This is a genomic window from Virgibacillus tibetensis (assembly GCF_036026595.1).
Classification (GTDB): domain Bacteria; phylum Bacillota; class Bacilli; order Bacillales; family Amphibacillaceae; genus Virgibacillus_P; species Virgibacillus_P tibetensis.
Window position 1 is genome coordinate 85,634 of sequence record NZ_JARZFX010000001.1, and the last position, 24,048, is coordinate 109,681.

Annotated in this window: 24 protein-coding genes and 2 other annotated features; of the genes, 22 read left to right on the forward strand and 2 right to left on the reverse strand. The window is 36.6% G+C overall.

The genetic code is table 11. From position 1 onward, the window contains the following. Positions 1-146: 146 nt before the first annotated feature. The 20 genes from icd (at position 147) to QGM71_RS00525 (ending at position 21,055) form a co-directional block, all read left to right on the forward strand. Positions 147-1,412, forward strand: a complete 1,266-nt coding sequence (gene icd / locus QGM71_RS00430) for an NADP-dependent isocitrate dehydrogenase (protein ID WP_327605534.1) — start codon at positions 147-149, stop codon at positions 1,410-1,412. Positions 1,413-1,468: 56 nt separating this feature from the next. Next, positions 1,469-2,407, forward strand: a complete 939-nt coding sequence (gene mdh, locus QGM71_RS00435; protein ID WP_327605535.1) for a malate dehydrogenase — start codon at positions 1,469-1,471, stop codon at positions 2,405-2,407. A 236-nt stretch (positions 2,408-2,643) separates the two neighbouring features. Further along, a complete protein-coding gene (locus QGM71_RS00440; protein ID WP_327605536.1) occupies positions 2,644-3,120 on the forward strand; it encodes a MaoC/PaaZ C-terminal domain-containing protein in 477 nt (158 codons plus the stop codon). A 175-nt stretch (positions 3,121-3,295) separates the two neighbouring features. Beyond that, a complete protein-coding gene (locus QGM71_RS00445; protein WP_327605537.1) occupies positions 3,296-4,006 on the forward strand; it encodes a response regulator transcription factor in 711 nt (236 codons plus the stop codon). Beyond that, entirely contained in the window at positions 3,987-5,363 is a 1,377-nt protein-coding gene (gene pnpS, locus QGM71_RS00450; protein ID WP_327605538.1) for a two-component system histidine kinase PnpS, read from the forward strand. Before QGM71_RS00445 ends, pnpS begins: the two co-directional genes overlap by 20 nt. Positions 5,364-5,497: 134 nt before the next feature. Then, positions 5,498-8,137 carry a DNA polymerase I gene (polA, locus tag QGM71_RS00455; protein WP_327605539.1) on the forward strand — a complete coding sequence of 880 codons (2,640 nt, stop codon included), beginning with the start codon at positions 5,498-5,500 and terminating at the stop codon, positions 8,135-8,137. Between the two features lie 14 nt (positions 8,138-8,151). Next, positions 8,152-8,979, forward strand: coding sequence for a DNA-formamidopyrimidine glycosylase (gene mutM, locus QGM71_RS00460; RefSeq protein WP_327605540.1), 828 nt, complete (start codon positions 8,152-8,154; stop codon positions 8,977-8,979). A 13-nt stretch (positions 8,980-8,992) separates the two neighbouring features. After that, positions 8,993-9,592 (forward strand): dephospho-CoA kinase, encoded by a 600-nt coding sequence (coaE, locus tag QGM71_RS00465; protein ID WP_327606389.1) that lies wholly within the window; start codon positions 8,993-8,995, stop codon positions 9,590-9,592. 162 nt (positions 9,593-9,754) lie between these two features. Continuing rightward, positions 9,755-10,783, forward strand: coding sequence for a glyceraldehyde-3-phosphate dehydrogenase (locus QGM71_RS00470; protein WP_327605541.1), 1,029 nt, complete (start codon positions 9,755-9,757; stop codon positions 10,781-10,783). 216 nt (positions 10,784-10,999) lie between these two features. Further along, positions 11,000-11,386, forward strand: coding sequence for a cytosolic protein (locus QGM71_RS00475; protein ID WP_327605542.1), 387 nt, complete (start codon positions 11,000-11,002; stop codon positions 11,384-11,386). Between the two features lie 35 nt (positions 11,387-11,421). Beyond that, positions 11,422-11,889, forward strand: a complete 468-nt coding sequence (nrdR, locus tag QGM71_RS00480; protein WP_327605543.1) for a transcriptional regulator NrdR — start codon at positions 11,422-11,424, stop codon at positions 11,887-11,889. A 281-nt stretch (positions 11,890-12,170) separates the two neighbouring features. After that, positions 12,171-13,532, forward strand: a complete 1,362-nt coding sequence (locus QGM71_RS00485) for a replication initiation and membrane attachment family protein (RefSeq protein WP_327605544.1) — start codon at positions 12,171-12,173, stop codon at positions 13,530-13,532. Between the two features lie 5 nt (positions 13,533-13,537). Next, a complete protein-coding gene (gene dnaI, locus QGM71_RS00490) occupies positions 13,538-14,467 on the forward strand; it encodes a primosomal protein DnaI (RefSeq protein ID WP_327605545.1) in 930 nt (309 codons plus the stop codon). 851 nt (positions 14,468-15,318) lie between these two features. Continuing rightward, on the forward strand, positions 15,319-16,176 hold the full coding sequence (gene ytxC, locus QGM71_RS00495) for a putative sporulation protein YtxC (protein ID WP_327605546.1): 858 nt from the start codon (positions 15,319-15,321) through the stop codon (positions 16,174-16,176). A gap of 56 nt (positions 16,177-16,232) precedes the next feature. Then, positions 16,233-16,457, forward strand: a binding site (T-box leader). 51 nt (positions 16,458-16,508) lie between these two features. Continuing rightward, positions 16,509-18,452 carry a threonine--tRNA ligase gene (gene thrS, locus QGM71_RS00500; RefSeq protein WP_327605547.1) on the forward strand — a complete coding sequence of 648 codons (1,944 nt, stop codon included), beginning with the start codon at positions 16,509-16,511 and terminating at the stop codon, positions 18,450-18,452. Positions 18,453-18,645: 193 nt separating this feature from the next. Beyond that, positions 18,646-18,772, forward strand: a sequence feature (ribosomal protein L20 leader region). 73 nt (positions 18,773-18,845) lie between these two features. Then, positions 18,846-19,349, forward strand: coding sequence for a translation initiation factor IF-3 (infC, locus tag QGM71_RS00505; RefSeq protein ID WP_327605548.1), 504 nt, complete (start codon positions 18,846-18,848; stop codon positions 19,347-19,349). A 99-nt stretch (positions 19,350-19,448) separates the two neighbouring features. Then, positions 19,449-19,646 (forward strand): 50S ribosomal protein L35, encoded by a 198-nt coding sequence (gene rpmI / locus QGM71_RS00510; RefSeq protein WP_327605549.1) that lies wholly within the window; start codon positions 19,449-19,451, stop codon positions 19,644-19,646. A 57-nt stretch (positions 19,647-19,703) separates the two neighbouring features. Continuing rightward, a complete protein-coding gene (gene rplT / locus QGM71_RS00515) occupies positions 19,704-20,060 on the forward strand; it encodes a 50S ribosomal protein L20 (protein WP_327605550.1) in 357 nt (118 codons plus the stop codon). Positions 20,061-20,138: 78 nt separating this feature from the next. Further along, positions 20,139-20,405, forward strand: coding sequence for a DUF1294 domain-containing protein (locus QGM71_RS00520; RefSeq protein WP_327605551.1), 267 nt, complete (start codon positions 20,139-20,141; stop codon positions 20,403-20,405). Between the two features lie 77 nt (positions 20,406-20,482). After that, entirely contained in the window at positions 20,483-21,055 is a 573-nt protein-coding gene (locus tag QGM71_RS00525; protein ID WP_327605552.1) for a TVP38/TMEM64 family protein, read from the forward strand. A 45-nt stretch (positions 21,056-21,100) separates the two neighbouring features. Here the strand turns inward: QGM71_RS00525 and QGM71_RS00530 are convergent, their stop codons facing one another. Continuing rightward, a complete protein-coding gene (locus QGM71_RS00530; protein WP_327606390.1) occupies positions 21,101-21,493 on the reverse strand; it encodes a sigma-w pathway protein ysdB in 393 nt (130 codons plus the stop codon). Positions 21,494-21,614: 121 nt separating this feature from the next. Between QGM71_RS00530 and QGM71_RS00535 the strand changes: the two genes are divergently transcribed. Then, on the forward strand, positions 21,615-22,100 hold the full coding sequence (locus QGM71_RS00535) for a dUTP diphosphatase (protein ID WP_327605553.1): 486 nt from the start codon (positions 21,615-21,617) through the stop codon (positions 22,098-22,100). An 86-nt stretch (positions 22,101-22,186) separates the two neighbouring features. Further along, complete coding sequence (locus QGM71_RS00540) at positions 22,187-23,272, forward strand: M42 family metallopeptidase (RefSeq protein WP_327605554.1); 1,086 nt, start codon at positions 22,187-22,189, stop codon at positions 23,270-23,272. Between the two features lie 88 nt (positions 23,273-23,360). Here QGM71_RS00540 and QGM71_RS00545 read toward each other — a convergent pair whose 3' ends face one another. Next, the gene (locus QGM71_RS00545) at positions 23,361-23,990 is read right to left on the reverse strand and encodes a lytic transglycosylase domain-containing protein (RefSeq protein WP_327605555.1); all 630 of its coding nucleotides are present in this window, start codon (positions 23,988-23,990) and stop codon (positions 23,361-23,363) included. Positions 23,991-24,048: the final 58 nt, after the last annotated feature.

Below are 24,048 nucleotides of genomic sequence, written 5' to 3' on the forward strand. Positions count from 1 at the left end.
TATTGTGGAGTGAGAGACCAGCTAATTGCCACGTAATATAAGCTGGAATTCTGAGTAAGCTATTGCAGGTAGAGCAACTCTACTGAATGAAGTTTTACTTTATGTTACTATAATTATGTATGAAGATGACTAGGAGGAAATTTATTATGACACAAAAGATCAGCGTTGAAAATGGAAAAATGAATGTACCTAACAATCCAATCATTCCTTTTATTGAAGGGGATGGAACAGGCCCGGATATCTGGGCGTCGGCAAGCAGAGTAATCGAAGCAGCAGTAGAAAAAGCATATAATGGCACGAAAAAGATTGAATGGATGGAAGTCTTTGCAGGACAAAAGGCGTATGACCAGACATCAGAATGGTTGCCACAGGATACACTTGATAAAATTAATGAATATAAAATTGCAATTAAAGGACCTCTAACTACACCAATTGGAGGCGGAATCCGTTCTTTAAATGTTGCATTACGTCAAGAACTTGACTTGTTCACATGCTTACGTCCTGTAAGATACTTTGAAGGTGTTCCTTCTCCAGTTAAACGTCCTGAAGATGTTGACATGGTTATCTTCCGTGAAAATACGGAAGACATTTATGCAGGAATCGAATGGCAAAAGGGTTCTGATGAAGTTAAGAAAGTTATTGAATTCCTGAAGAATGAAATGAACGTTAAAAATATTCGCTTCCCTGAAACATCTGGGATTGGAGTAAAACCAGTATCTGAAGAGGGTACGAAACGTTTAGTACGTTCAAGTATAGAATACGCATTAAATGAAGGTCGCAAAAGTGTTACTTTAGTACATAAAGGTAACATCATGAAATTCACTGAAGGTGCATTTAAAGCCTGGGGTTATGAAGTTGCTGAAGAAGAATATGGCGATAAGGTATTTACATGGGCTGAGTATGACCGCATCGTTGAAAAAGATGGTAAAGAAGCAGCAAACAAAGCACAGGACGAAGCTATTGCTTCAGGGAGAATTCTCGTAAAAGATTCAATTGCTGATATTTTCCTTCAACAAATTCTGACTCGTCCAAAAGAGTTTGACGTTGTTGCTACAATGAACCTGAATGGTGACTATATCTCTGATGCATTAGCTGCACAGGTTGGTGGTATAGGAATAGCGCCAGGCGCGAACATTAATTACGATACAGGTCATGCCATTTTTGAAGCAACACATGGTACAGCACCTAAATATGCTGGATTAGATAAAGTAAACCCATCTTCTGTAATTCTCTCTGGCGTATTGATGCTAGAACATCTCGAATGGAGAGAGGCTGCTGATTTGATTACAAAAGCTATGGACAAAACAATTGCTTCAAAAGTGGTAACATATGATTTTGCTCGTCTAATGGATGGTGCTACTGAGGTAAAATGTTCTGATTTCGGTAATGAATTAATAAAAAACATGGGTTAATTCTGCAATAGTCTGTTTCAAATAGTAGTAGTGTAATAACGATGGGAGGATTTAAAATGGCAATAAGAAGAGCTAAAATATCAGTAATCGGTTCTGGCTTTACGGGTGCAACAACTGCATTGATGCTGGCCCAAAAAGAACTTGGGGATGTTGTACTTGTAGATATTCCAGCAATGGAGGATCCGACAAAAGGTAAAGCGCTTGATATGCTTGAAGCCAGCCCAGTTCAAGGTTTTGATGCTAAAATTACGGGAACATCAAACTATGAAGATACAAAAGATTCTGACCTGGTAATCATTACAGCAGGTATTGCTCGTAAACCTGGTATGAGCCGCGATGATCTGGTTAACACAAACGCTAAAATTATGAAGTCAGTTGCTAAAGAGATTGTAAAGTTTTCACCAGAAACATTTATCGTTGTATTAACAAACCCAGTTGATGCGATGACATATACTGTATTTAAAGAATCAGGCTTGCCAAAAGAACGTGTTATAGGACAATCAGGTGTACTTGATACAGCTCGATTCCGTACATTCGTAGCAGAAGAACTTAACCTGTCAGTTAAGGATGTTACAGGTTTTGTTCTAGGTGGGCACGGTGATGATATGGTTCCGTTAATTCGTTATTCATACGCAGGTGGAATTCCACTGGAAAAACTAATACCTAAAGATCGTCTTGATGCAATTGTTGAACGTACTCGTAAAGGTGGAGGAGAAATTGTCGGTCTACTGGGTAACGGTAGTGCTTATTATGCTCCTGCTGCCTCGTTAACCGTTATGGCCGAAGCAATCATTAAAGATCAACGCCGGGTACTTCCTTCCATCGCCTATTTAGAAGGTGAATACGGTTATTCTAATATTTACCTGGGAGTTCCAACAGTCTTAGGTGGTAAGGGTATTGAAGAAATTATTGAATTAGATTTAACAGACGACGAAAGAGCTGAATTAGATAAGTCAGCAGAATCTGTTAAAAATGTACTGGATGTATTAGAATAATCTATAGAAGTGCCTCTGTTCACAGTTACTACTGAACAGAGGCTCTTTTTAAAAGGTAAGAAAGTATAGATTTTTGGCTGCAATTAATTCTTACACTTAAACAGCAAATGTCCAGCTCCGACGGACAACTGTTTTCGGTGGGACGAGCCCCGCGCTTTTGTTCAAATTAGCCATTAGCACTTAGCATTAATCTTTGGTATAATAGAAAACGCTTACATATTTGGAGGTGGTTTTAATTGATAGGTAAAAAAAGAAAGCTGGGTAAAGAAATTAATGATTTAAAAGTAGGAGATACATATACTTCAGCAAAGGTTATTGAGGACAAAGACTTACTGCTGTACTTAGGTTTAACAGATGATGCAAACCCATTATATATTCAGCATGATTATGCATCCCAAACACCATATGAAAAGCCAATTGTTCCATCAGTTATGCTGTTTGGGATGATTTCATCCATCGTTTCCATGCACTTACCTGGACCTGGAAGCCATATTACACAGCATGAAATGTCTTTTCCTAAGCCGGTTTATCATAGTTCTGAGGTGAAGTTTACCATTGAGATTATAGCTATAGACAAACCGAACCACCAAGTGACTCTATCTGTCATTGGTTTTGACTATGAGGGTGATGAAATTGTAAATGGAAAGCTTTATGTTTGTCCATCCTATAAACTAAACTCTCTAACAGCAAGCTCTTTAGAAAATTTCTTTTAGAAGTAAAAATACATACTATTCTCTATAAAGGGGATAGTATTTTGTATTTATTTCTCCTGCATTGTAAAATATTATTTACAAACAGCTTCTTCGGTTCACTTTATTCATCATTCATTGTAAGATTAAAGAAACACTTCTGGTTTTTATATGGTGTGAATAGAAATGGGGTGAGGGGATGAAACAAAAAATCCTTATTGTAGATGATGAAAGATCTATTGTTACCTTGCTTAAGTTTAATATTGAAAAAGCAGGATTCCAGACTGATATAGCCTATGATGGAAGAGAAGCTATTAAAAAAGCAATGCATGAACAGTTTAATCTCATTGTACTGGATTTAATGCTACCTGAAATGGATGGAATGGAAGTCTGCAAATACTTAAGGAATAATAAGATTGATACACCTATTTTAATGCTGACAGCCAAAGACGAAGAGTTTGATAAGGTGCTGGGCTTAGAACTGGGGGCGGATGACTACCTGACAAAGCCTTTTAGTCCAAAGGAAGTTATCGCAAGAATAAAAGCTATATTAAGAAGAACAAACAAACAAGTACCATATCAAAATTCGTCAATAAAAATTGGAGAGTTGACTGTTTACCCCGAGCGTTATGAAGCGGAAAAAGGTAACAAAGTGATTGCATTTACGAGAAAAGAATTCGAATTATTAATCTACCTTCTAAATAATAAAGGGAAAGTAATATCAAGGGACCAATTACTTAGTGGTGTTTGGGACTATGATTTTGTTGGGGATACCAGGATTGTTGATGTGCATATTTCGCATCTAAGAGAAAAGATTGAACCAAATACAAGAAGGCCAGTGTATATTAAAACAATTAGAGGGCTTGGCTACAAATTGGAGGAGCCGATTGATGAAAACACTATTTACTAAACCTATATTTCCATATGTCATAGGCATTTTATTACTTATAATCAGTACTGGTATTGTATTAAGTCAAGTAATCGAAAACTATATTGTACTTATTGCTGTGTTATTAATAGAGTATATTATTTTAATGCTTTTACTGTTAAGTATTTTTGATAAATATATAAAACCAATTAAGAAGGTTACGAAGACTGTCGATAAGATAGTTAAAGGTAATTATCGTGCCAGAATTCATCATACAGGTAACAGTAATGTTGGAGAATTAACTCATAAAATTAACACATTGGCACGTAACTTAAGTGAACTTTCCATGAATGAGCAAATGCAATCTGAACAGCTATCCACTGTCTTTGATAATACAGAAAGTGGTTTGGTGCTGATTGATGAAAAAGGCTATATTCACCTTGTAAATCGGAAGTTTGTATCTATGTTTGGGAAGTCGCAAAAGGAATATAAAGGGTATCTATATTATGATGTACTAGATAATGAGATCATCCATCAAACTGTTCAAAAGACATTTTTATACGAAAAAAATGTAAAAGAAGCTTTTACACATTTTGAAGGTGTTGATAAGTACTATTTGGAAATAGTAGGTGCGCCTATATTTAATGAGAGAAATATGTTGAAAGGAGCAGTGTTGGTCCTCTATGATATTACAGAATTGAAGAAGCTTGAATTAATGCGTAAGGACTTTGTTGCTAATGTATCACATGAACTTAAAACTCCAATCACCTCCATAAAAGGTTTTTCAGAAACCTTATTGGATGGTTCAATGAGTGATGAAATAGCAATTCGTGAATTTTTGGGAATTATATATAATGAAAGTCACCGCCTTCAGTTACTGATTGAGGATTTATTAACTCTATCAAGACTGGAAAAGGAAGATTTCCATCTTATTTTAACTGAAGTGGATATGTCGTCTTTAGTATCAGAACTAAAGCCGGTAATTGTACACAAGGCAGAGCAGAGGAAGTTAGAGCTGTCCATCCACGTTGATGAAAACAGTATACTAATGGCTGATAGTGAACGTGTGAAGCAAATCTTTATTAATCTGCTGGATAATGCAATCAACTACACACCTGAAAAAGGGAAGATTTCGTTAGTAGTCAGCACAGCCGGCGATTTTATTGAAATAATGGTAAAAGATTCTGGCATAGGTATAGAGCAGGAAGCATTATCTCGTATTTTTGAAAGGTTTTATCGGGTCGACAAGGCACGAAGCAGAAATACAGGTGGTACAGGGCTAGGACTTGCAATTGTAAAGCATATAGTAGAAGTTCATGAAGGCGACATTAAGATTGAAAGTGAAGTAAATCAAGGTACAACAGTTTACGTTTATTTACCAAAGCAAAAACAGGACTAATATAAATGGTATCCTCTCAACCAGGGGATGCTTTTTATTTTTTAACAGGGAATGTACTGTCATTATTTTTTCCTTTACGCAGACGGAATGGTAAAATACAAGTAGTGATTATTACGAATGGAGGAAACATACATATGCCAAACAAACTTGTATTAATAGATGGAAACAGTATTGTTTACCGTGCTTTTTTTGCATTGCCATTACTAAACAATGATAAAGGTGTATATACAAATGCAGTGTACGGATTTACTACAATGCTTTTAAAAATCCTGGAAGAAGAAAAACCAACTCATATGCTCGTAGCATTTGACGCCGGTAAAACCACATTTCGTCATGCGACCTATAAAGAATATAAAGGTGGCCGCCAAAAGACACCTCCTGAGTTATCAGAACAATTTCCACTGGTTAAAGAGTTACTAGATGCGTTTCAGATCTCTCATTATCAACTTGAAAATTATGAGGCTGACGATATTATAGGTACACTTTCGGCACGAGGCAGAAATGAGGAATGGGATGTTACCGTCATATCTGGGGATAAGGACTTGTTGCAGCTTGTATCTGACAGGGTAACAGTGAGCTTAACCAAAAAAGGAATCAGTGAAGTGGAACGGTATACGCCAGCTTTCTTAAAAGAAAAAATGGAAATAACACAAGATCAAATTATTGATCTGAAGGCTCTGATGGGTGACAGTTCTGATAATATTCCTGGCGTTCCAGGGGTAGGACAAAAAACGGCAACCAAATTGTTAAAGCAATTTGAAACTCTGGATGAGGTATACAAGCATGTTGAAGATATTAGTGGCAAGAAGTTAAAAGAGAAACTCCTTACCCATAAAGATGATGCTTATATGAGTAAGGAATTAGTAACGATCAATCTGAACACCCCAATATCTGTAACGCTTGACGATATTAGCTATGAGGAGTATCAGCCTAGTAATGTAAGTGGCATATTTAAAGAATTCGGATTCCAATCATTACTGAACAAACTAGGTGATGAGTCAGATGAAGAGGCTGATGGAAAAGACGAACTAAAGGATATAGAATACACTATAGTAAGTGAAATTACGGAAGAGATGTTTACCGGCAAAGAAGCATTCGTCGTAGAAATGCTGGAGGAAAATTACCACCAGGCTACCATCGAAGGATTTGGTATTGTAAATGAGCAGAATAACTATTTTATCCCTGCCGATGTAGCATGGAAGTCTGAGGAATTTAAAATATGGGCAGAGGACAGCAGTAAAATAAAATATGTCTTTGATTCGAAGAAAACGTTAGTAGCTTTATTAAATCATGGTATTCATATTAAAGGTATTTCATTTGATATGTTTCTAACATCCTATCTTCTTAATCCATCAGAAAATCACCATGATATCCCTGCTGTCGGTAATCGCATGGGTCACAAAAACGTTTTATTTGATGAGGAAGTTTATGGTAAGGGTGCCAAACTTAAAATGCCGGATCTGCCTGCACTGAGTGATCATATTGTAAGGAAAACAGCTACTTTGTTCGCATTGAAAAAGGAAATGGAAGAACAGCTTAAAATGACCGAGCTATATGTTTTATGTAAAGAACTTGAAATGCCGCTTGCTTTAATTTTAGGAGAAATGGAATACACAGGGGTACATGTTGATACCGAGCAACTCGACGTAATGAGAGTGGATTTAAAACAACGATTAAGTGATCTGGAAAATGAGGTATACGAACTTGCTGGTGAATCATTTAACTTAAATTCACCGAAACAATTAGGTCCGATACTATTTGAAAAACTAAAGTTACCAGTGATCAAGAAAACAAAGACCGGCTATTCAACTGCAGCAGATGTATTGGAACAATTAGCAAATGAGCATGAAATCATACCTAAGCTTCTCTTATACAGACAGTTGGGTAAACTGCAATCAACCTATATTGAGGGTCTCTTAAAAGTAGTAGATAGCAATACGAATAAAATTCATACGCGATTTAATCAAGCATTGACACAAACTGGCAGATTGAGTTCGATTGAGCCTAACTTACAAAATATTCCTATTCGATTGGAAGAAGGGCGAAAGATACGTCAAGCATTTGTTCCTTCGAAAAAGGACTGGATCATATTTGCAGCTGACTATTCGCAAATAGAATTGCGTGTCCTGGCACATATAGCTAAGGATGAAAAATTAGTTGCCGCCTTTAAAAATGATTTGGACATCCATACACAAACAGCAATGGACGTTTTTCATGTTGATAGAGAAGAGATAACAGCTAACATGCGTCGACAAGCGAAGGCAGTTAACTTTGGAATTGTCTATGGAATCAGCGATTTTGGCTTGTCCCAAAACCTAGGAATTACTCGCAAAGAAGCAAAACAATTTATTGAGCGCTACTTTGAGAGTTATCCCGGTGTTAAAAAATACATGAACGAAATTGTGCAGGATGCAAAACATAAAGGCTATGTAAGCACATTAATGAAAAGAAGAAGGTATTTACCCGAAATAACAAGCAGAAACTTTAATTTACGCAGTTTCGCTGAGCGTACAGCGATGAACACACCGATACAGGGAACTGCAGCCGATATAATTAAAAAAGCAATGATTGATTTACATGGAAAACTATTGGAAGAGAAACTAAGTGCGCGCATGCTGTTACAGGTGCATGATGAACTAATCATTGAGGCACCAAGAGAAGAAATAGAGCAATTAAAAGATATAGTACCAGCTATGATGGAAAACACAGTAGACTTAATTGTGCCTTTAAAGGTCGATTATGCATATGGAGAAAGCTGGTTCGACGCAAAATAAGGAGAATTAATCACATGCCAGAATTACCTGAAGTTGAAACGATTAAGAATACATTAAAGCATTATGTGATAAACAAAACGATTAAGGAAGTATCTGTTTACTGGCCTAATATTATAAAACATCCAGATGACGCCGAGCAATTCAAACTGATACTGCCTGGACAAACCATTCGAGATATTACCCGTAAAGGGAAATTCCTGCTATTTCAATTAGATGATTATGTTCTTATTTCTCATTTAAGAATGGAAGGAAAGTACAGTGTTCATAAAACAATAGAACCAATAAAAAAACATACTCATGTTGTATTTGCATTTACTGATGGACAAGAGCTTCGTTATAACGACGTTCGTAAGTTTGGTACGATGCATGTTTACACAAAAGGAGATGAGATGTCCCAAAAGCCTTTAAGTCAACTAGGTCCTGACCCTTTCGATGAGGGGTTTACATTTGACTACTTTTATCAAAAATTGAAAAAGACTGAGCGAGTAATAAAAACGGCTTTATTGGATCAAACCATAGTGGCAGGGCTAGGAAATATATATGTTGATGAAACCTTATTCAGAGCTAACGTCCATCCATTGAAAAGATCAAGTAAGCTAAATAAAAAAGAAATAAGGTCTATTCAATGCCAGGCAATTGAAACATTAGAGGAAGCAGTAAAGCAGGGTGGTACTACGATACGTTCATATGTTAATGGACAAGGGGAGATGGGGATGTTTCAACAAAATCTGTTTGTGTATGGACAGGAAAACAAGCCCTGCAAGAAGTGTGGAAAACCAATCACGAAGATGAAAATAGGCGGACGCGGTACACATGTTTGCAAAACCTGTCAAAAAAACTAAGAGGTGAAGCATGATGACACTAGTTATAGGGCTTACTGGCAGTATTGCCAGTGGAAAGAGTACCGTTTCATTAATGTTTGATGAATTCAATATACCAGTAGTTGATGCTGATAAGCTTTCAAGAGAAGTTGTAAAGCCTGGTGAAAAGGCGTATGACAAAATAGTCAACACATTCGGCCACGAAATATTACGGGATGATCAAACTTTGGACCGTAAGAAATTAGGTGGAATTATATTTGCTGATGAAGACAAACGCAAGCAACTCAATAGCATTGTACACCCTGCAGTAAGGGAAAGGATGATTTTTCGAAGGGATTCATTTATTGAAGCCGGTGAAACATGCGTTGTTCTTGACATACCTTTACTATTTGAAAGTAAACTTACACATTTTGTTGATAAAACATTGGTCGTTTTTGTAGATGAAGGGGTGCAATTGAAGCGTTTGATGGAACGCGATGATTATACAGAAGTTGAGGCCTGGCAACGCATTAAGTCTCAGATTTCAATTGATGAAAAGGCAAAAAAAGCAAACGCTATTATTGATAATAACGGAACCAAATATGAATCCTATATTCAGCTGGAAAAGTTGTTAAGGGAGTGGAAAATAATTTAAATGCAGAAGCCGGATGAAAGATATGTCTCATTCGGCCTTTTCTATTATATTGAAAGTTGAAACATATAGAAAAACCGAAATAAAAAACACATTTCTTGCTTAATATGTTATACTATTTAATATAAAAACCCAATAAGTGTAACATATATAGGAGGATTTCAAATGAATAAAACTCGCATTGCTATTAATGGATTTGGCCGTATCGGACGAATGGTTTTCCGCCAGGCTATTGAAGATGATCAGTTAGAGGTTGTTGCAATTAACGCAAGCTACCCTTCAGAAACGCTTGCGCACTTAATAAAGTATGACAGTGTACATGGTATTTTCAATGGAGAAGTGAAAGCGCTTAATAATAGTTTAGAAATAAATAATAAAGAAGTCATGTTGGTAAATTCGCGGGAACCCGAACTGTTACCATGGAAAGAGTATGATATAGATGTTGTGGTTGAAGCAACAGGGAAGTTTAAAACGAAGGAAAGTGCTGGTCTGCATATTGTAGCCGGTGCGAAGAAGGTTGTTATAACAGCACCAGGTAAACAAGTTGATAAAACTATTGTAATGGGTGTTAATGAAGAAACGTATCAGCCAGAAGAAGATAATGTGATATCCAATGCTTCTTGTACAACAAATTGCTTAGCGCCGGTGGTTAAGGTGCTGGACGATAACTTTGGAATTGTGAATGGTTTAATGACCACCGTTCATGCATTCACAAATGATCAAAAGAATCTGGATAATCCACATAAGGACTTACGCAGGGCCCGTGGCTGTACGCAATCTATAATTCCAACCTCCACAGGAGCTGCTAAAGCACTGGGTGAAGTGTTACCACACCTAAGTGGTAAGCTTCACGGTATGGCTTTAAGAGTTCCGACACCTAATGTATCTTTAGTAGATTTGGTTGTGGACGTTGAAAGTAACGTAACAATAGAGGATATAAATAATGCATTCAGAGCAGCAGCTTCTCAAGAGTTGCAGGGTATTTTAAAGTTCAGTGAGGATCCACTGGTAAGCATTGATTACACAACAACTGATTACTCAGCAATTATTGACGGTCTATCTACAATGGTTATGGGTGATAATAAGGTGAAAGTTCTTGCATGGTATGATAATGAATGGGGTTATTCTAAGCGAGTTGTTGATTTGACAAAGTACGTAGGAAGTAAGATAAACCAAAAGCAAGTTCAACTTTAAGAATTTAAAAGAATTAAATAGATAAATGGCACCGAATTTGAGATGAAACAGGATCTAATTCGGTGCTTTTTTTCTTATCTATTGGAATCCCTTTCCACAAAAATTAGTTAGAAATTTAGATTGGGAAGGAATTCAACATAGAGGATTTAGTCGAAACGTGTTAAAATAGATATATTATACATATGTAATTGAATATTACTGACGGGGTGTCATAAAATGGCTATTCGCAATACGCTATCCAAATACTTTAACAATCATGCGGAATCAAGTGAAAAACATTGGGATTCATCCCTTCAAACACATTACTACAAGACATCTAAAGATAAGGCAATGCGCATGCTAGAAAATATGTTCAGTAACCCACAGGTTTATGCTGTGAACTCAATTTCCCAAGAACATGGGGAGATTAGTGCTTACATAAAAAAAGGGAAGAAAGCTTTTATTGTTGCTACTGTAATAATGGTCAAACCATATCAGACCGCAATTGATTTTTCAGTTACAACAGAATCTGCCCTTCCTTTTGATTTTGGATACAGTACGAAAGTAATCCAGAATTTATATGGACAGGTCACTAAAGAACTGACTTTAATTCCTAATAAATAACACCTTGATAGAAACAATGAATGGGGTTGAACGAGTTGAGATGTTCAAATTGCCACTATAAAAGTACGAAGGTCCTTGATTCACGTCCAATTGAAGAAGGTCAATCTATTCGCAGAAGAAGAGAGTGTGAAGAGTGCGGCTTTCGATTCACCACATTTGAACGTATAGAAGAAGTTCCGTTAATAGTCGTGAAGAAAGAGGGAGCAAGACAGGAATACAGCCGGGAGAAACTTATTCGAGGCTTAATTAAAGCATGTGAAAAACGCCCGGTCCCCCTTGAAAAAATAGAAGCACTAGCACTTGATGTAGAAAAAGAACTACGAAATACTGGAGTTTCAGAAATAGACAGTAAAGAAATTGGCGAAATGGTAATGGACCGACTATCTGATGTGGATGAAGTTGCTTATGTTCGCTTTGCTTCCGTATATCGTCAATTTAAAGACATTAGTGTATTTCTGGATGAATTAAAAGATTTAATTAAAGCGGACAAAAGAGATACTTGATGAATTAAAGCGTAAACGCTACTCGGTTTTTTAAAAGGTAAGAAAGTAAAAATTTTGGCTGCAATTAATTCTTACACTTAAACAGCCACATCCAGCGCAAGCGCCCATCACCTATTGTCCTTGGCGGAAGCCTCCTTACGATAAGTCAACATCGATTCGCATACGCTCATCGTGTTTCCTTTATCTCATACGGTTCCGTCCAGGACATACGGTGATAAACGGTCGCCCTGCGCTTTTGTGCAAGATCAAGACGAGTAGTAAATATAAGGAAATGAAAGGGCATGAATATGAAGTTTATAGGAAAAATACTGCCTGTCGAGGGGTATTGTGTTTTATTAAAGGAATACTTGCCGGTAGATTATGCTAAGTCATTAACCCATTTATACCAACCACTCCTTGGTATTCAAGCGGTTACCTTATACCAAACGCTACTACATGAGATAGAGCTGCAACAGTCGTCTGTACCGCAAACACACCATACGTTAATGAATTATCTGAATTTGCCACTGGATGAAATTTACCAAGCTAGGTTAAAGCTTGAAGGGATTGGCTTACTAAAAACATATGAAAAAAGTTCGGTGACTAATAATTTTTATACCTATGAGCTACAAAGTCCTTTTTCACCAAGAGGTTTCTTTAAGGATGCCATGCTTACCCAACTCCTTTATCATCACATCGGGGAAGATAAGTTTACTACCTTAAAAAGTCATTATTTTAAACAATCGACAGAGGAGCTTGGTGAAAATATAACTGTTTCTTTTAGTGATGTTTTTCAGACATTTAAACCAGCATTCACAGAAAACGCCGAGTCAGCTGAAACGCAGGATGACAGATCCCCGGTGAAGGAAAATGCGGACTTTACTTGGATGGAGCATATGTTAAAACAGAGAATGATTCCAGTAGGTAAAGTATTAACGGGAGATAACCGAAAATTAATTTCTCAAATGATGGTATTATATGACTTAGCAACCTATGAGGTAGAAAAGTCAGTATTATGGGCACTAACAGAAGATAATTTATTAAACCCTGAGGAATTTAAGACTGCATGTCATGATTTGTTTAAATCCAAACATTATGAAACACCGATCCAATTAACAAATAAAACAAGTCCACAGCATCAAATTGATTACAAGCCGACAACAAAGGAAGAACAACTCATACAAGCGTTGGAAACAATCTCGCCAAAGCAGTTATTGGAAGATCTATCAAGTGGAAATCAAGCTTCTACCCAAGATATGAAAATAATTAGAGAAGTTATGACCTCACAAGGGTTACCTTCTCCAGTAATGAATGTGCTAATCCATTATGTACTGTTGCAATCGAATATGAAGCTATCTAAAGCTTATATGGAGAAAATTGCTAGTCATTGGTCACGGGCCAATTTAAAAACTGCCAAAGAGGCAATGGCTTTTGCAAAAACAGAAAAAGAAAGTTTTCAGCAAAGAAAAGCCGGAAGATCTAACTATAATAAAAAGCCAGTATCAACTGAAATAGTCCCCGATTGGTTTAAGGAACGAAAGAATAAAAGACAAGAGCCGGCAGCAACTATGAAAAAACAGGATACAGCAAAGGAACAAGAAGAAATTGAAGCTCTGCTGCGTCAGTATTCCAGCAGCAAAAAAAATAGTCATTTGCAAGGATGATTGATATGAAGCCAGTACAATCAACATTAAAAAAGTGGATGAAAGAAAATGAAAATTTTCAGGAAAACTATATAAAAATAAAACACGAAGTTTTAAATGATCCTGAGATCAAAACATTTTTATCTTATCATCCACAGCTAAGTAAGAAAGAAATAGAAAAAAACTTAATAAAACTATACGAATATAAAACCCAATCCAAGCAATGCGAATCTTGTTCATCATTTAGTAATTGTAAGAATATGCTTCAAGGTTATTCACCTATATTATATGTAGAAAACAATGAATTGCATTTGTCCTATGAGAAATGTCACAGCAGGATCTACCACGAAAAGCAAAAAGAACAGCAGAAACTAGTTCAAAGCTTGTATATGCCTAAGGAAATTCTGGAAGCAACAATTAGTGATATTGACAGTGACCCCACTAGAAGTAACGGAGTAAGGGAGTTATTACGTTTCGTAGAAGAGACAAAGTCTGGCATTCCTAAAAAGGGGATTTACTTTAGTGGGCCCTTCGGTGTAGGAAAGACTTATTTTTTAGGTGCATTGGCAAATAAGTTAAAAGAAATGCATATATCATCAACTCTAATTTACATGCCTGAATTAGTAAGGGAAATAAAAGCATCAATGAAAGATGACTCCATTAATGAAAAGATAGATTTTTTCAAGAAGGCAGATGTATTAATGCTGGATGACATAGGTGCTGAAATGCAATCAGCCTGGTTTAGGGATGAAATACTTGGTTCTATTCTGCAATATCGCATGATGGAGAGGTTACCTGTTTTCTTTACATCCAACTATAGTCTGGAACAATTAGAAACCCAGCTCGCCTCTACACGAGGGGGAATTGAAACGGTTAAGGCTGGTAGAATAGTTGAACGAATTAAGCAAGTAAGTAAAGAAGTTGAGATTTATGGTAAAAACCGACGTGAAATATAAAACTGGAACTAGTATGGAAGAGTATTTTCTTTTGTACTAGTTTTTTGTTTTCGGTCTTTTCTAGAGATTGTTGCTTTTGACACTAAATCTATAAAAGACGACGTAACTCGTTACTGTCATAGCTAACCGCTACGGAAATACACTTCGCCAAAAGGGTTGGTCGCTGAATGAACCGGGTTGAACGCGGGATAAAGCTGAAAAAGCGCTGGATAAATTGGTCCGGCCGCGGGATTAAGCAAGCCGACCGCTGGAAAAAGTGGAGCGATCGCTGAATGAAGGGAGGGGTAGCGGTCATGCCAAAACGGTTGAATCACTTGCAGACCAGATTGACGGTTTTCATGCCTGCTGGAGTCTCCGTGTATTTCCTGTGCTGGTGTTGTGCTTTGTTATAGCATTATCTATTGCTATAGTGAATAAAAACTCGCTATTTATGATTGTTGGTTGGAACGGAGGGCAGTCGACTCCTGCTCAAAACAGCACGTGTCTGAAGACCCCGCAGCGGTGATTTGTGGGGATGGAAGGCTAAAAACGCGACGTCCTGTCGCAACGCTTTCATGACTAACTTCCTGTTAGCCCGAGGCTGAAGCTGTTCCCGCGGCAAAGAAAACATTGTAAAGCGAACATAGTGAAGCTGAGCCCATGTTGCACTTGTACTCGGAGTGGTGAAAGCGGCTGTCCGGAGGAGTGGAAATCAACATAGCAGTTACGTAGTCCTTTATATCAATAGCAAACAAACTACGCGAAAAGAGCCTTTGTTTTTAATATACTTACTAGTTTCATTCGATTACTCATTTTTTCTGATGTTTGTCCATATAATGTAACAGTTTGGTTCTGGATGAGGGTGATGTTTATTGCTGGAGGTATATTTTGAATCTGATAAGGAAGTAATTCATTTTTGTGAGATGTTGTTCCGTTATAACAAACAAATTGAATTGAATTGGAAGACACACGAAGATTGGGGGAATCATCTACAGTTTAGAGACCACATACCGAATAATGATCTTGTGGAAGCAATATCACAATCCATGGTTGATGTTTTTGTTTCGCATCGTCTTGGGACAATGATTGAAAAAGTAATAAGAGAATATTATTATTATACAAATTCAGATGAAATAGAACGCATCATGGAATTAACCCATTGGATATTTTCAGGGGAAGATGAGGATAGCATACAGATCAGAAACAACAAGGATCCGAAGCAGGTTCTGTTTTCTTTATTTATCACAAATATAAAAAATACAACCACCATTCATTTTGATTCCATCGTAAAATTTAGGCTAAAGGTATTTAAGGACAAACTTATATATCTTATTGGTTTAGCAATTGATGAATTTAAAAGGGAAGAAGACCATCAGGAATTTGTTAATATGCTGCGTGAATATGTTGTTAAAAAAGAACCAAGCTTTAATATTGTGCACATATTACAAGGGAGCAACTTCTCATTTTATAAACAAAATGGGAAGCGTTTTACTAAAATGGAACTGCGTAAGATTATGCAAAATGAACCATTATATATGGTTGGTTTAGACTCAGACGAGTTAAATTTGTCACCATTGGTTGCAATGTCACCGAAAAAAATTAAAATCTATGGTGACTATCCATCAGAACCGAAAACACTAACTGTTATAAATATTTTTCAGGAGAAGGTAGACTTCCAACCGTATAATAAATTTCCATTTCCATATTATATAGACAACCATCCTAATTAAACTTGATTTTATAATTCTAACACGCTATAATACATTTTATATACATTTTACTTAAGATAAAGGTAACGATAAGGATAATATTATTTGGTCTTAGTATTGAATAGAGAAGGAAGTCATAGGCTGCAAGCTTCCTCTATACAACAAATAATTACCACCTTTGAACCCTGCTATTGAAGCATTAGTAAATAGCGGCGTATCATCTGCGTTAAAGATCAATGAAGCCGTAGTATTACTATGGAAATCAGGGTGGAACCACGACGTATCCAACGTTCGTCCCTTTGCAGTTGTGCAGAGGGATGGGCGTTTTTTAATTTTTTATGGGAGTGATTAGGATGGCAAAAGAAATTTCTATCATTTTTCCTGATGGAGCAGAGAAGCAATTCTCAGCAGGTACAACTGGTGAAGAAATTGCAGGTGCTATATCGTCAGGGTTAAAGAAACAGGCCGTAGCAATTAAGCTGAACGGAGAATTAGTTGATCTAAAGCGTGAGTTATACAATGGTGGGAAGATTGAAATCATTACGTACAAAAACCAGGAAGGTATTGAAGTAATGCGTCACTCCACAGCCCACTTAATGGCACAGGCAATCAAACGTATTTATAAAGATGTTAAGTTTGGTGTTGGTCCTGTGATTGAAGAAGGCTTCTACTACGATATGGAAATGGAGCATTCCATTACACCAGAGGATCTTCCTAAAATAGAAAAAGAAATGAAACGAATTGTTGATGAGAGTCTTGTGATTGAGCGTCTGGAAGTATCTCGTGAAGAAGCTAAAGAAATGTTCAAAGAGGATGACTTAAAGCAGGAGTTAATTGACGCAATACCTGAAGATGAACAGGTAACTATTTACAAACAGGGTGAATTTTCTGATCTTTGTAGAGGTATTCATGTGCCATCAACAAATAAAATTAAGGCATTTAAATTACTAAGTATCTCAGGGGCTTATTGGCGTGGAGATAGTAATAATCAGCAGCTTCAACGAATTTATGGTACGGCGTTTGAAAAACAAGGTCAGGTTGACGAACATTTACGTATTTTAGAGGAACGAAAAGAACGCGATCATCGTAAATTAGGAAAAGAACTGGAATTATTCACAGTTTCTCAAAAAGTAGGACAAGGATTACCATTATGGCTTCCAAAAGGAGCTAAAATCCGCCGTATTATTGAGAACTATATTGTTGAATTAGAAGAACGTTTAGGTTACGACCATGTGTATACGCCAGTACTTGGTAGTGTGGAATTGTATAAGACAAGTGGGCACTGGGACCACTATCAGGACGATATGTTTCCGGAAATGAAAATGGATAATGAAGAACTGGTATTACGTCCAATGAATTGTCCGCATCACATGATGGTTTATAAAAACCAACTATACAGCTATCGTAATTTACCTGTTCGAATTGCCGAACTTGGTACGATGCACCGTTATGAAATGTCAGGCGCATTAGCTGGATTGCAGCGTGTACGAGCAATGACATTAAATGATGCACATATCTTTGCACGTCCAGATCAATTAAAGGATGAATTTATTAGAGTGGTAGAGCTTGTACAGAAAGTTTATGAAGACTTTGGAATAAAAGATTATTACTTCCGTCTTTCCTACCGAGATCCAGAGGATAAGGAGAAGTATGTGGATAATGATGCTATGTGGGATAAAGCACAAGCCATGCTTAAAGAGACTATGGAAGAAATGAATGTAAAGTATATTGAAGCAGAAGGGGAAGCAGCCTTTTATGGTCCCAAGCTTGATGTACAGGTGAAGACAGCTCTCGGTAAAGATGAAACGTTGTCTACGGTACAACTCGATTTCCATCTGCCTGAACGCTTTGAATTAACGTACATTGGTGAGGATGGCAAAGAACACCGGCCTGTAGTAATTCACCGTGGTGTTGTATCTACTATGGAACGTTTTGTTGCTTTTCTGATCGAAGAGTATAAAGGTGCATTCCCGACTTGGTTAGCTCCAGTTCAAGTAAAAGTGATCCCGGTTTCTCCACGAGTGCATTTAGACTATGCAAAAGAGGTTTCAGATAAACTAAAACTTCAGGGAATACGTGTAGTTGTAGATGAACGAGACGAGAAAATCGGTTATAAAATTCGTGAAGCTCAAACGCAGAAGGTACCATTTGCTTTAGTATTGGGTGATAATGAAATTGAAGAAAATGCAGTTAATGTTCGCCGATACGGTGAGAAGGAATCAGAAACGCTTAGCTATAATGATTTTGAATTACTGATTAATGAAGAGATTAACGTAAAAACATTACGTAACCAATAGCACAATCAGTATTTAATGATCAGCTTAAATTTTAAAGCCAGGCATCAACTAGTTAGTAATGGAATGCCTGGTCTTTTTAACTGTCTCGATTCATGTTATAATGAGGATAGTTGATAAAACTAGTTTTTTAGTATGACTTGACAATATCCTATTCAAATGGTATTCTATATAGGTTGAATAAAACTAAATGATCTGAGACAAGTAGAAGCACCCGCTTCTCACCTGATCGACGCATAATTGCTGTTGACTGGTTTCGAACTCTTTTAATAAACTAATGGAGCTGTGTGGGTGCATAAATGTACGCACACTTTTTTATTGAATAAAAATTCACTTGTCAACAAAGATCAGTAACACTTTAAAATAATTTGGAGGTGGCTGGCTATTAGCAAAGATATGAATGTAAATGAGAAAATTCGTGCTAGGGAAGTACGTCTTATCGATTCAAATGGGGATCAACTTGGAGTAAAAACACGCCAAGAAGCATTAGAGATTGCGCAGACTAGAAATGAAGATTTAGTATTGGTTGCACCAAACGCGAAACCACCAGTATGTCGTATTATGGACTATGGTAAATTTCGCTATGAGCAACAAAAAAAAGACAAGGAAGCTCGAAAGAATCAAAAAATCATCAACGTAAAAGAAGTGCGCTTTACACCAGGAATTGGTGAGCATGATTTTAATACAAAATTAAAGAATGCTAGAAAATTTCTTGAAAAAGGCGATAAAGTGAAAGCTGCAGTTCGTTTCCGCGGACGTGCAATCACGCATAAAGAACTTGGTCAAGAGGTATTGGATCGCTTATCTAAGGAAGTTAAAGATATAGCAACGGTTGAAACAAGACCAAAAATGGAAGGTCGTAACATGTTTATGATGCTTTCTCCAATAAATGAAAAATAATCGGGTCTATTTTACAATAGCATGTTCTAATCGATGCATTTGAGCATTTAGTTCGAATCGACTTCCTTTTAGAACAACCATTACAAGGAGGAAATCAATATGCCTAAAATGAAAAGCCATAAAGGTTCTCAAAAAAGATTTAAAAAAACCGGTACTGGTAAATTAAAACGTTCACATGCTTACACAAGTCATATGTTCGCAAATAAATCACAAAAACAAAAACGTAAACTACGTAAAGGTACAATCGTCTCTGCAGGAGATTTCAAGCGCATTAAAACAATGCTTCCTTATAAATAAAAAGGCAGCGTAACGAAACTAAAAATTGATTTTCATATGTATTAGGAGGGAATTATTATGCCACGTGTAAAAGGTGGAACAGTAACACGCAAACGTCGTAAACGCGTCCTTAAACTAGCCAAAGGTTATTATGGTTCGAAGAGAGCGCTATTTAAAACAGCAAAACAACAAGTAATGAAATCAGGTCAATATGCTTATCGTGACCGTAGAAATAAAAAACGTGAATTCCGCAAGCTTTGGATTTCCCGTATAAATGCTGCTGCTCGTTTAAATGACTTGTCTTACAGTAAATTAATGCATGGATTAAAATTAGCAGGAATCGATATTAATCGTAAAATGCTAGCAGATCTTGCAATTAATGATGAAAATGCGTTTACTCAATTAGCATCTAAAGCAAAAGACGCTTTAAAATAATTGGCGTATAAAAGACCAAAACCCGTATTTTATACCGGGATTTGGTCTTTTATATTATGAAGGAGGTATATACGTTCTATGAATGAATTAAATACAATCTTGCCTTATATAATAGGTGTTAACATAATTACATATACCTTAATGGGTGTAGATAAACAAAAAGCAAGGAAGCATAAATACCGGATACCTGAACGCACATTTTGGCTGCTGGCAATTGCAGGTGGTGCTCTTGGAGCATTGATAGGAATGAAAGTCTATCGTCATAAAACCAAGCATCGTTCTTTTACAGTTGGAATGCCAGCAATTCTATTCGTTCATCTTATTTTGCTTATATTCCTGTCATAAAGGCTCGTCTCTTGTCATATACATGTTCTGAGATGTTAAACTAAAACATACTTATGCTTTAGTTAGGGAGGTGGATTATGGAGCTGTTTGGAAGCTATTTAATGACTTTTATTGAAACAGGCGGGCTATTTTCCCCCATATTGTTCATTAGTTTCCATTTACTTAGGCCCTTATTCTTTTTACCAGTAGTATTTATATGTATTTCAGGAGGTGTATTGTTTGGAGCTGTGGCAGGGACCCTCTATTCTCTTGTAGGAATTACGTTATCGAGTATACTATTTTACTTCATTATTAAATGGATGCCTAAAACCTTTGAAAAACTTATTCAGGTGAAAAAGAAGCTGATCGGTAAACATTCCAAGTTTACCACATCTCAAATAGCCTTACTTCGATTAGTGCCATTTATCCATTTTCATATGTTATCCATATGTTTGATTGAAATCTCTGCAAGCTTTAAAGATTATACGAAATCATCTCTGTTATCCAATATTCCCTTAGCTTTTGTTTACACATCCATTGGCGGATGGATATCTAATTTAACCCCCCTGTATATCCTCGGTACATTAGTTGCATTGCTTCCACTTATTTATGTATTAAGACGAAAGGAAATAATTATAAAATGGCAGGATTTTTTCCAGGTAAGCACATAAATACTTAAAGAAATCACTCATTCTATAAAAGGATGAGTGATTTCTTTAGTCAATACTTGTTAATAATAGTTGGTTAATTGGGTGTTTCCATTCTATTTTTGCATGTGGATAGCGAATAAGAATCTCATTTTCCAAAAAATATAAATCATCTCTGGTAAGCCCACGTAAATCTAAAGGATCAGTAACTACAACATGTATGTTTACTACTTCAAATGAATTCTCAGTTGCTCCAAGGTATTTTTCCCCTTCAAATAGGCATCCTTTGTATACAAACTGAAAATTCTTTTTACTATTATTCGGCTCATCTAAAAAATAGAATTCGTGTGATGCTTTAGCAATCCGCAGGCGTCTTTGTGGGTTTCGATAATACTGAATCCAAGTGTAGACGAGGAGAGCTAGCGCAATAAGTATAAGTATACGGAACATAACTACTAATATCATACACAAACCGTCTCCTTGCTGCTTATTTTCTTATTCTACGTAGTAGTGCACGCATAGGTTTCATTCTTTTGGTTAATTCATGGTACAATTATAAAAAAAGAGGAAAGAGGTACATAAATTGGATTGGACAACACTATACACCATGCAAGCACAATTAGATAAGTATATTGAAACAAAGAATAACTTAAATAGTAAGAGCGTCTTCCAGGAGAAATGTCTGGCATTACTTGTCGAGCTAGGTGAATTAGCTAATGAGACAAGGTGCTTTAAATTCTGGAGCTCTAAATCCCGTAATGAAAAGCATGTCATTCTGGAAGAATACGTCGATGGTATTCATTTTATTTTATCATTAGGAATAGAAAAGGGACATCATTACGTATCAAAATTCATACAAAGTACAAACTGTACGGAGACAGAACAATTTAATGAAGTGTTTGAAGGTTGTATTATGTTTAAGAAAGAACCAAATCACAGGAACTACGAAAAGCTCTTTGAAAGCTACATTCAACTTGGAAATGTACTTGGCTTTACAGAAACAGAAATTCAAGAAGCTTACCTGAAAAAAAATGAAGTTAATTATGAGCGTCAGAATCAAGGTTATTAGAAAAGAGTTGCTCATCTAAATAGTTTGTTATTTCGCAAAAAGCAGTTATACTTGGTAATGTAAAGAAAAAGGAGGTTTTACTACATATGGAAAAATTAGATGAAACACTTACAATGTTAAAAGACTTAACGGATGCTAAAGGCATTCCTGGAAACGAAAGAGAAGCCAGAGATGTAATGGAGAAATACATTGCACCACACGCTGACGAGGTATTTACCGATAACCTCGGTAGTTTAATTGCTAAAAAAACAGGTAATGCAAATGGACCTAAGATTATGGTAGCAGGTCACCTCGATGAAGTTGGATTTATGGTGACTAGAATAGATGATAACGGTTTTATTTATTTCCAGCCTGTAGGTGGTTGGTGGAATCAAGTAATGCTGGCTCAACGTGTTACAATTATGGGAAGTAAAGGCGACATAACGGGGGTTATTGGTTCAAAGCCACCACATATTCTCTCTGCAGAAGCACGTAAAAAACCGGTTGATATAAAAGATATGTTTATTGATATTGGTGCTTCCAGTAAGGAAGATGTGAGTGAGTTTGGTATTCGACCAGGTAATTCCATCGTCCCTTATTTTGAATTTACACAAATGGTAAATGAGAAGATGCTACTAGCTAAAGCTTGGGACAATCGAATTGGTTGTGCGATTGCAATTGAGGTATTAAAGAAGCTAAAAGGGGTTGACCATCCAAACGTCATCTATGGGGTTGGAACTGTTCAGGAAGAGGTAGGATTAAGAGGTGCGCGTACCTCTGCACATACAATTCAACCAGACATCGGCTTTGGAGTAGATGTAGGGATTGCAGGGGATACACCAGGTGTGTCTGATAAGGATGCGGATAGTAAATTGGGTAAAGGACCACAAATTGTGCTTTATGATGCTTCCATGATTTCCCATAAGGGTGTACGTGATTTTATCTTACAGACCGCTGACGAGAATAATATCCCATATCAGTACACATCAATAGCTGGTGGGGGAACAGACTCAGGATCAATTCACCTAACAGCAAATGGGGTGCCGTCATTATCCATTACAGTTGCGACTCGTTATATCCATTCACATGCAGCGATTTTACATCGTGATGATTTCGAAAACGCAGTGAAGTTAATTGTAGAAGCGGTTAAAAAGTTGGATGCAGATAAAGTAAAAGAGATTGTATTGGCTTAAGCTACAAAACACTCTTATGCTTTATTTACACTTGGAAAATACAAAAGGTTGTCTCATAGCACTCGAGACAACCTTTTTATTTATTTATTTATGTTAAATAGGAACCCATTACTTTTTTTACATAGTTTTGTGTTTCATTAAATGGCGGAATACCTTGATACTTATCAACGTTTCCAGGACCGGCATTATAAGCTGCTAAAGCAAGTTCTATATTCCCGTTATACCGATTGAGCATTTGACTTAAGTACTTTGAACCACCATCAATATTCTGTTTCGTATTATAGGGATCAGTAACCCCTAAACCTTTGGCAGTTGCAGGCATTAATTGCATTAATCCTTGTGCACCAGCACTACTTCTAGCACGTGCATTATAGTTCGATTCGGTCTTGATAACAGAATGAATGAGCTTCTCACTTATTCCGTATTTACTGGCTGCTTCTGTTATATGGGCATCCAAGCTAGTTGAAGGTGCAGTCCCAGTGTTTGAATCTGCAAATGTACTTAAAGCAGCAGAATTGACACCATTCCTATTATTTTTGTACGTATTTGTCGATTCACTTGTCATATTAAAAGCTGAAGCAGCATTTATTTTGTCTTGAAGTAATTGTTTAAACGCCAAATCAACCATTGGGGAGTGGCTTGACAATGAATTACTATTGGATGTCAGTATCGACATTGCTTGTTGCTGTATCATATATTGCAGTTCTCTGATTTCCATTTAAAACCCCCCTTTGTACGTTTATTAATAGTTTACTGTTATTTTGGTAAATAGGCAA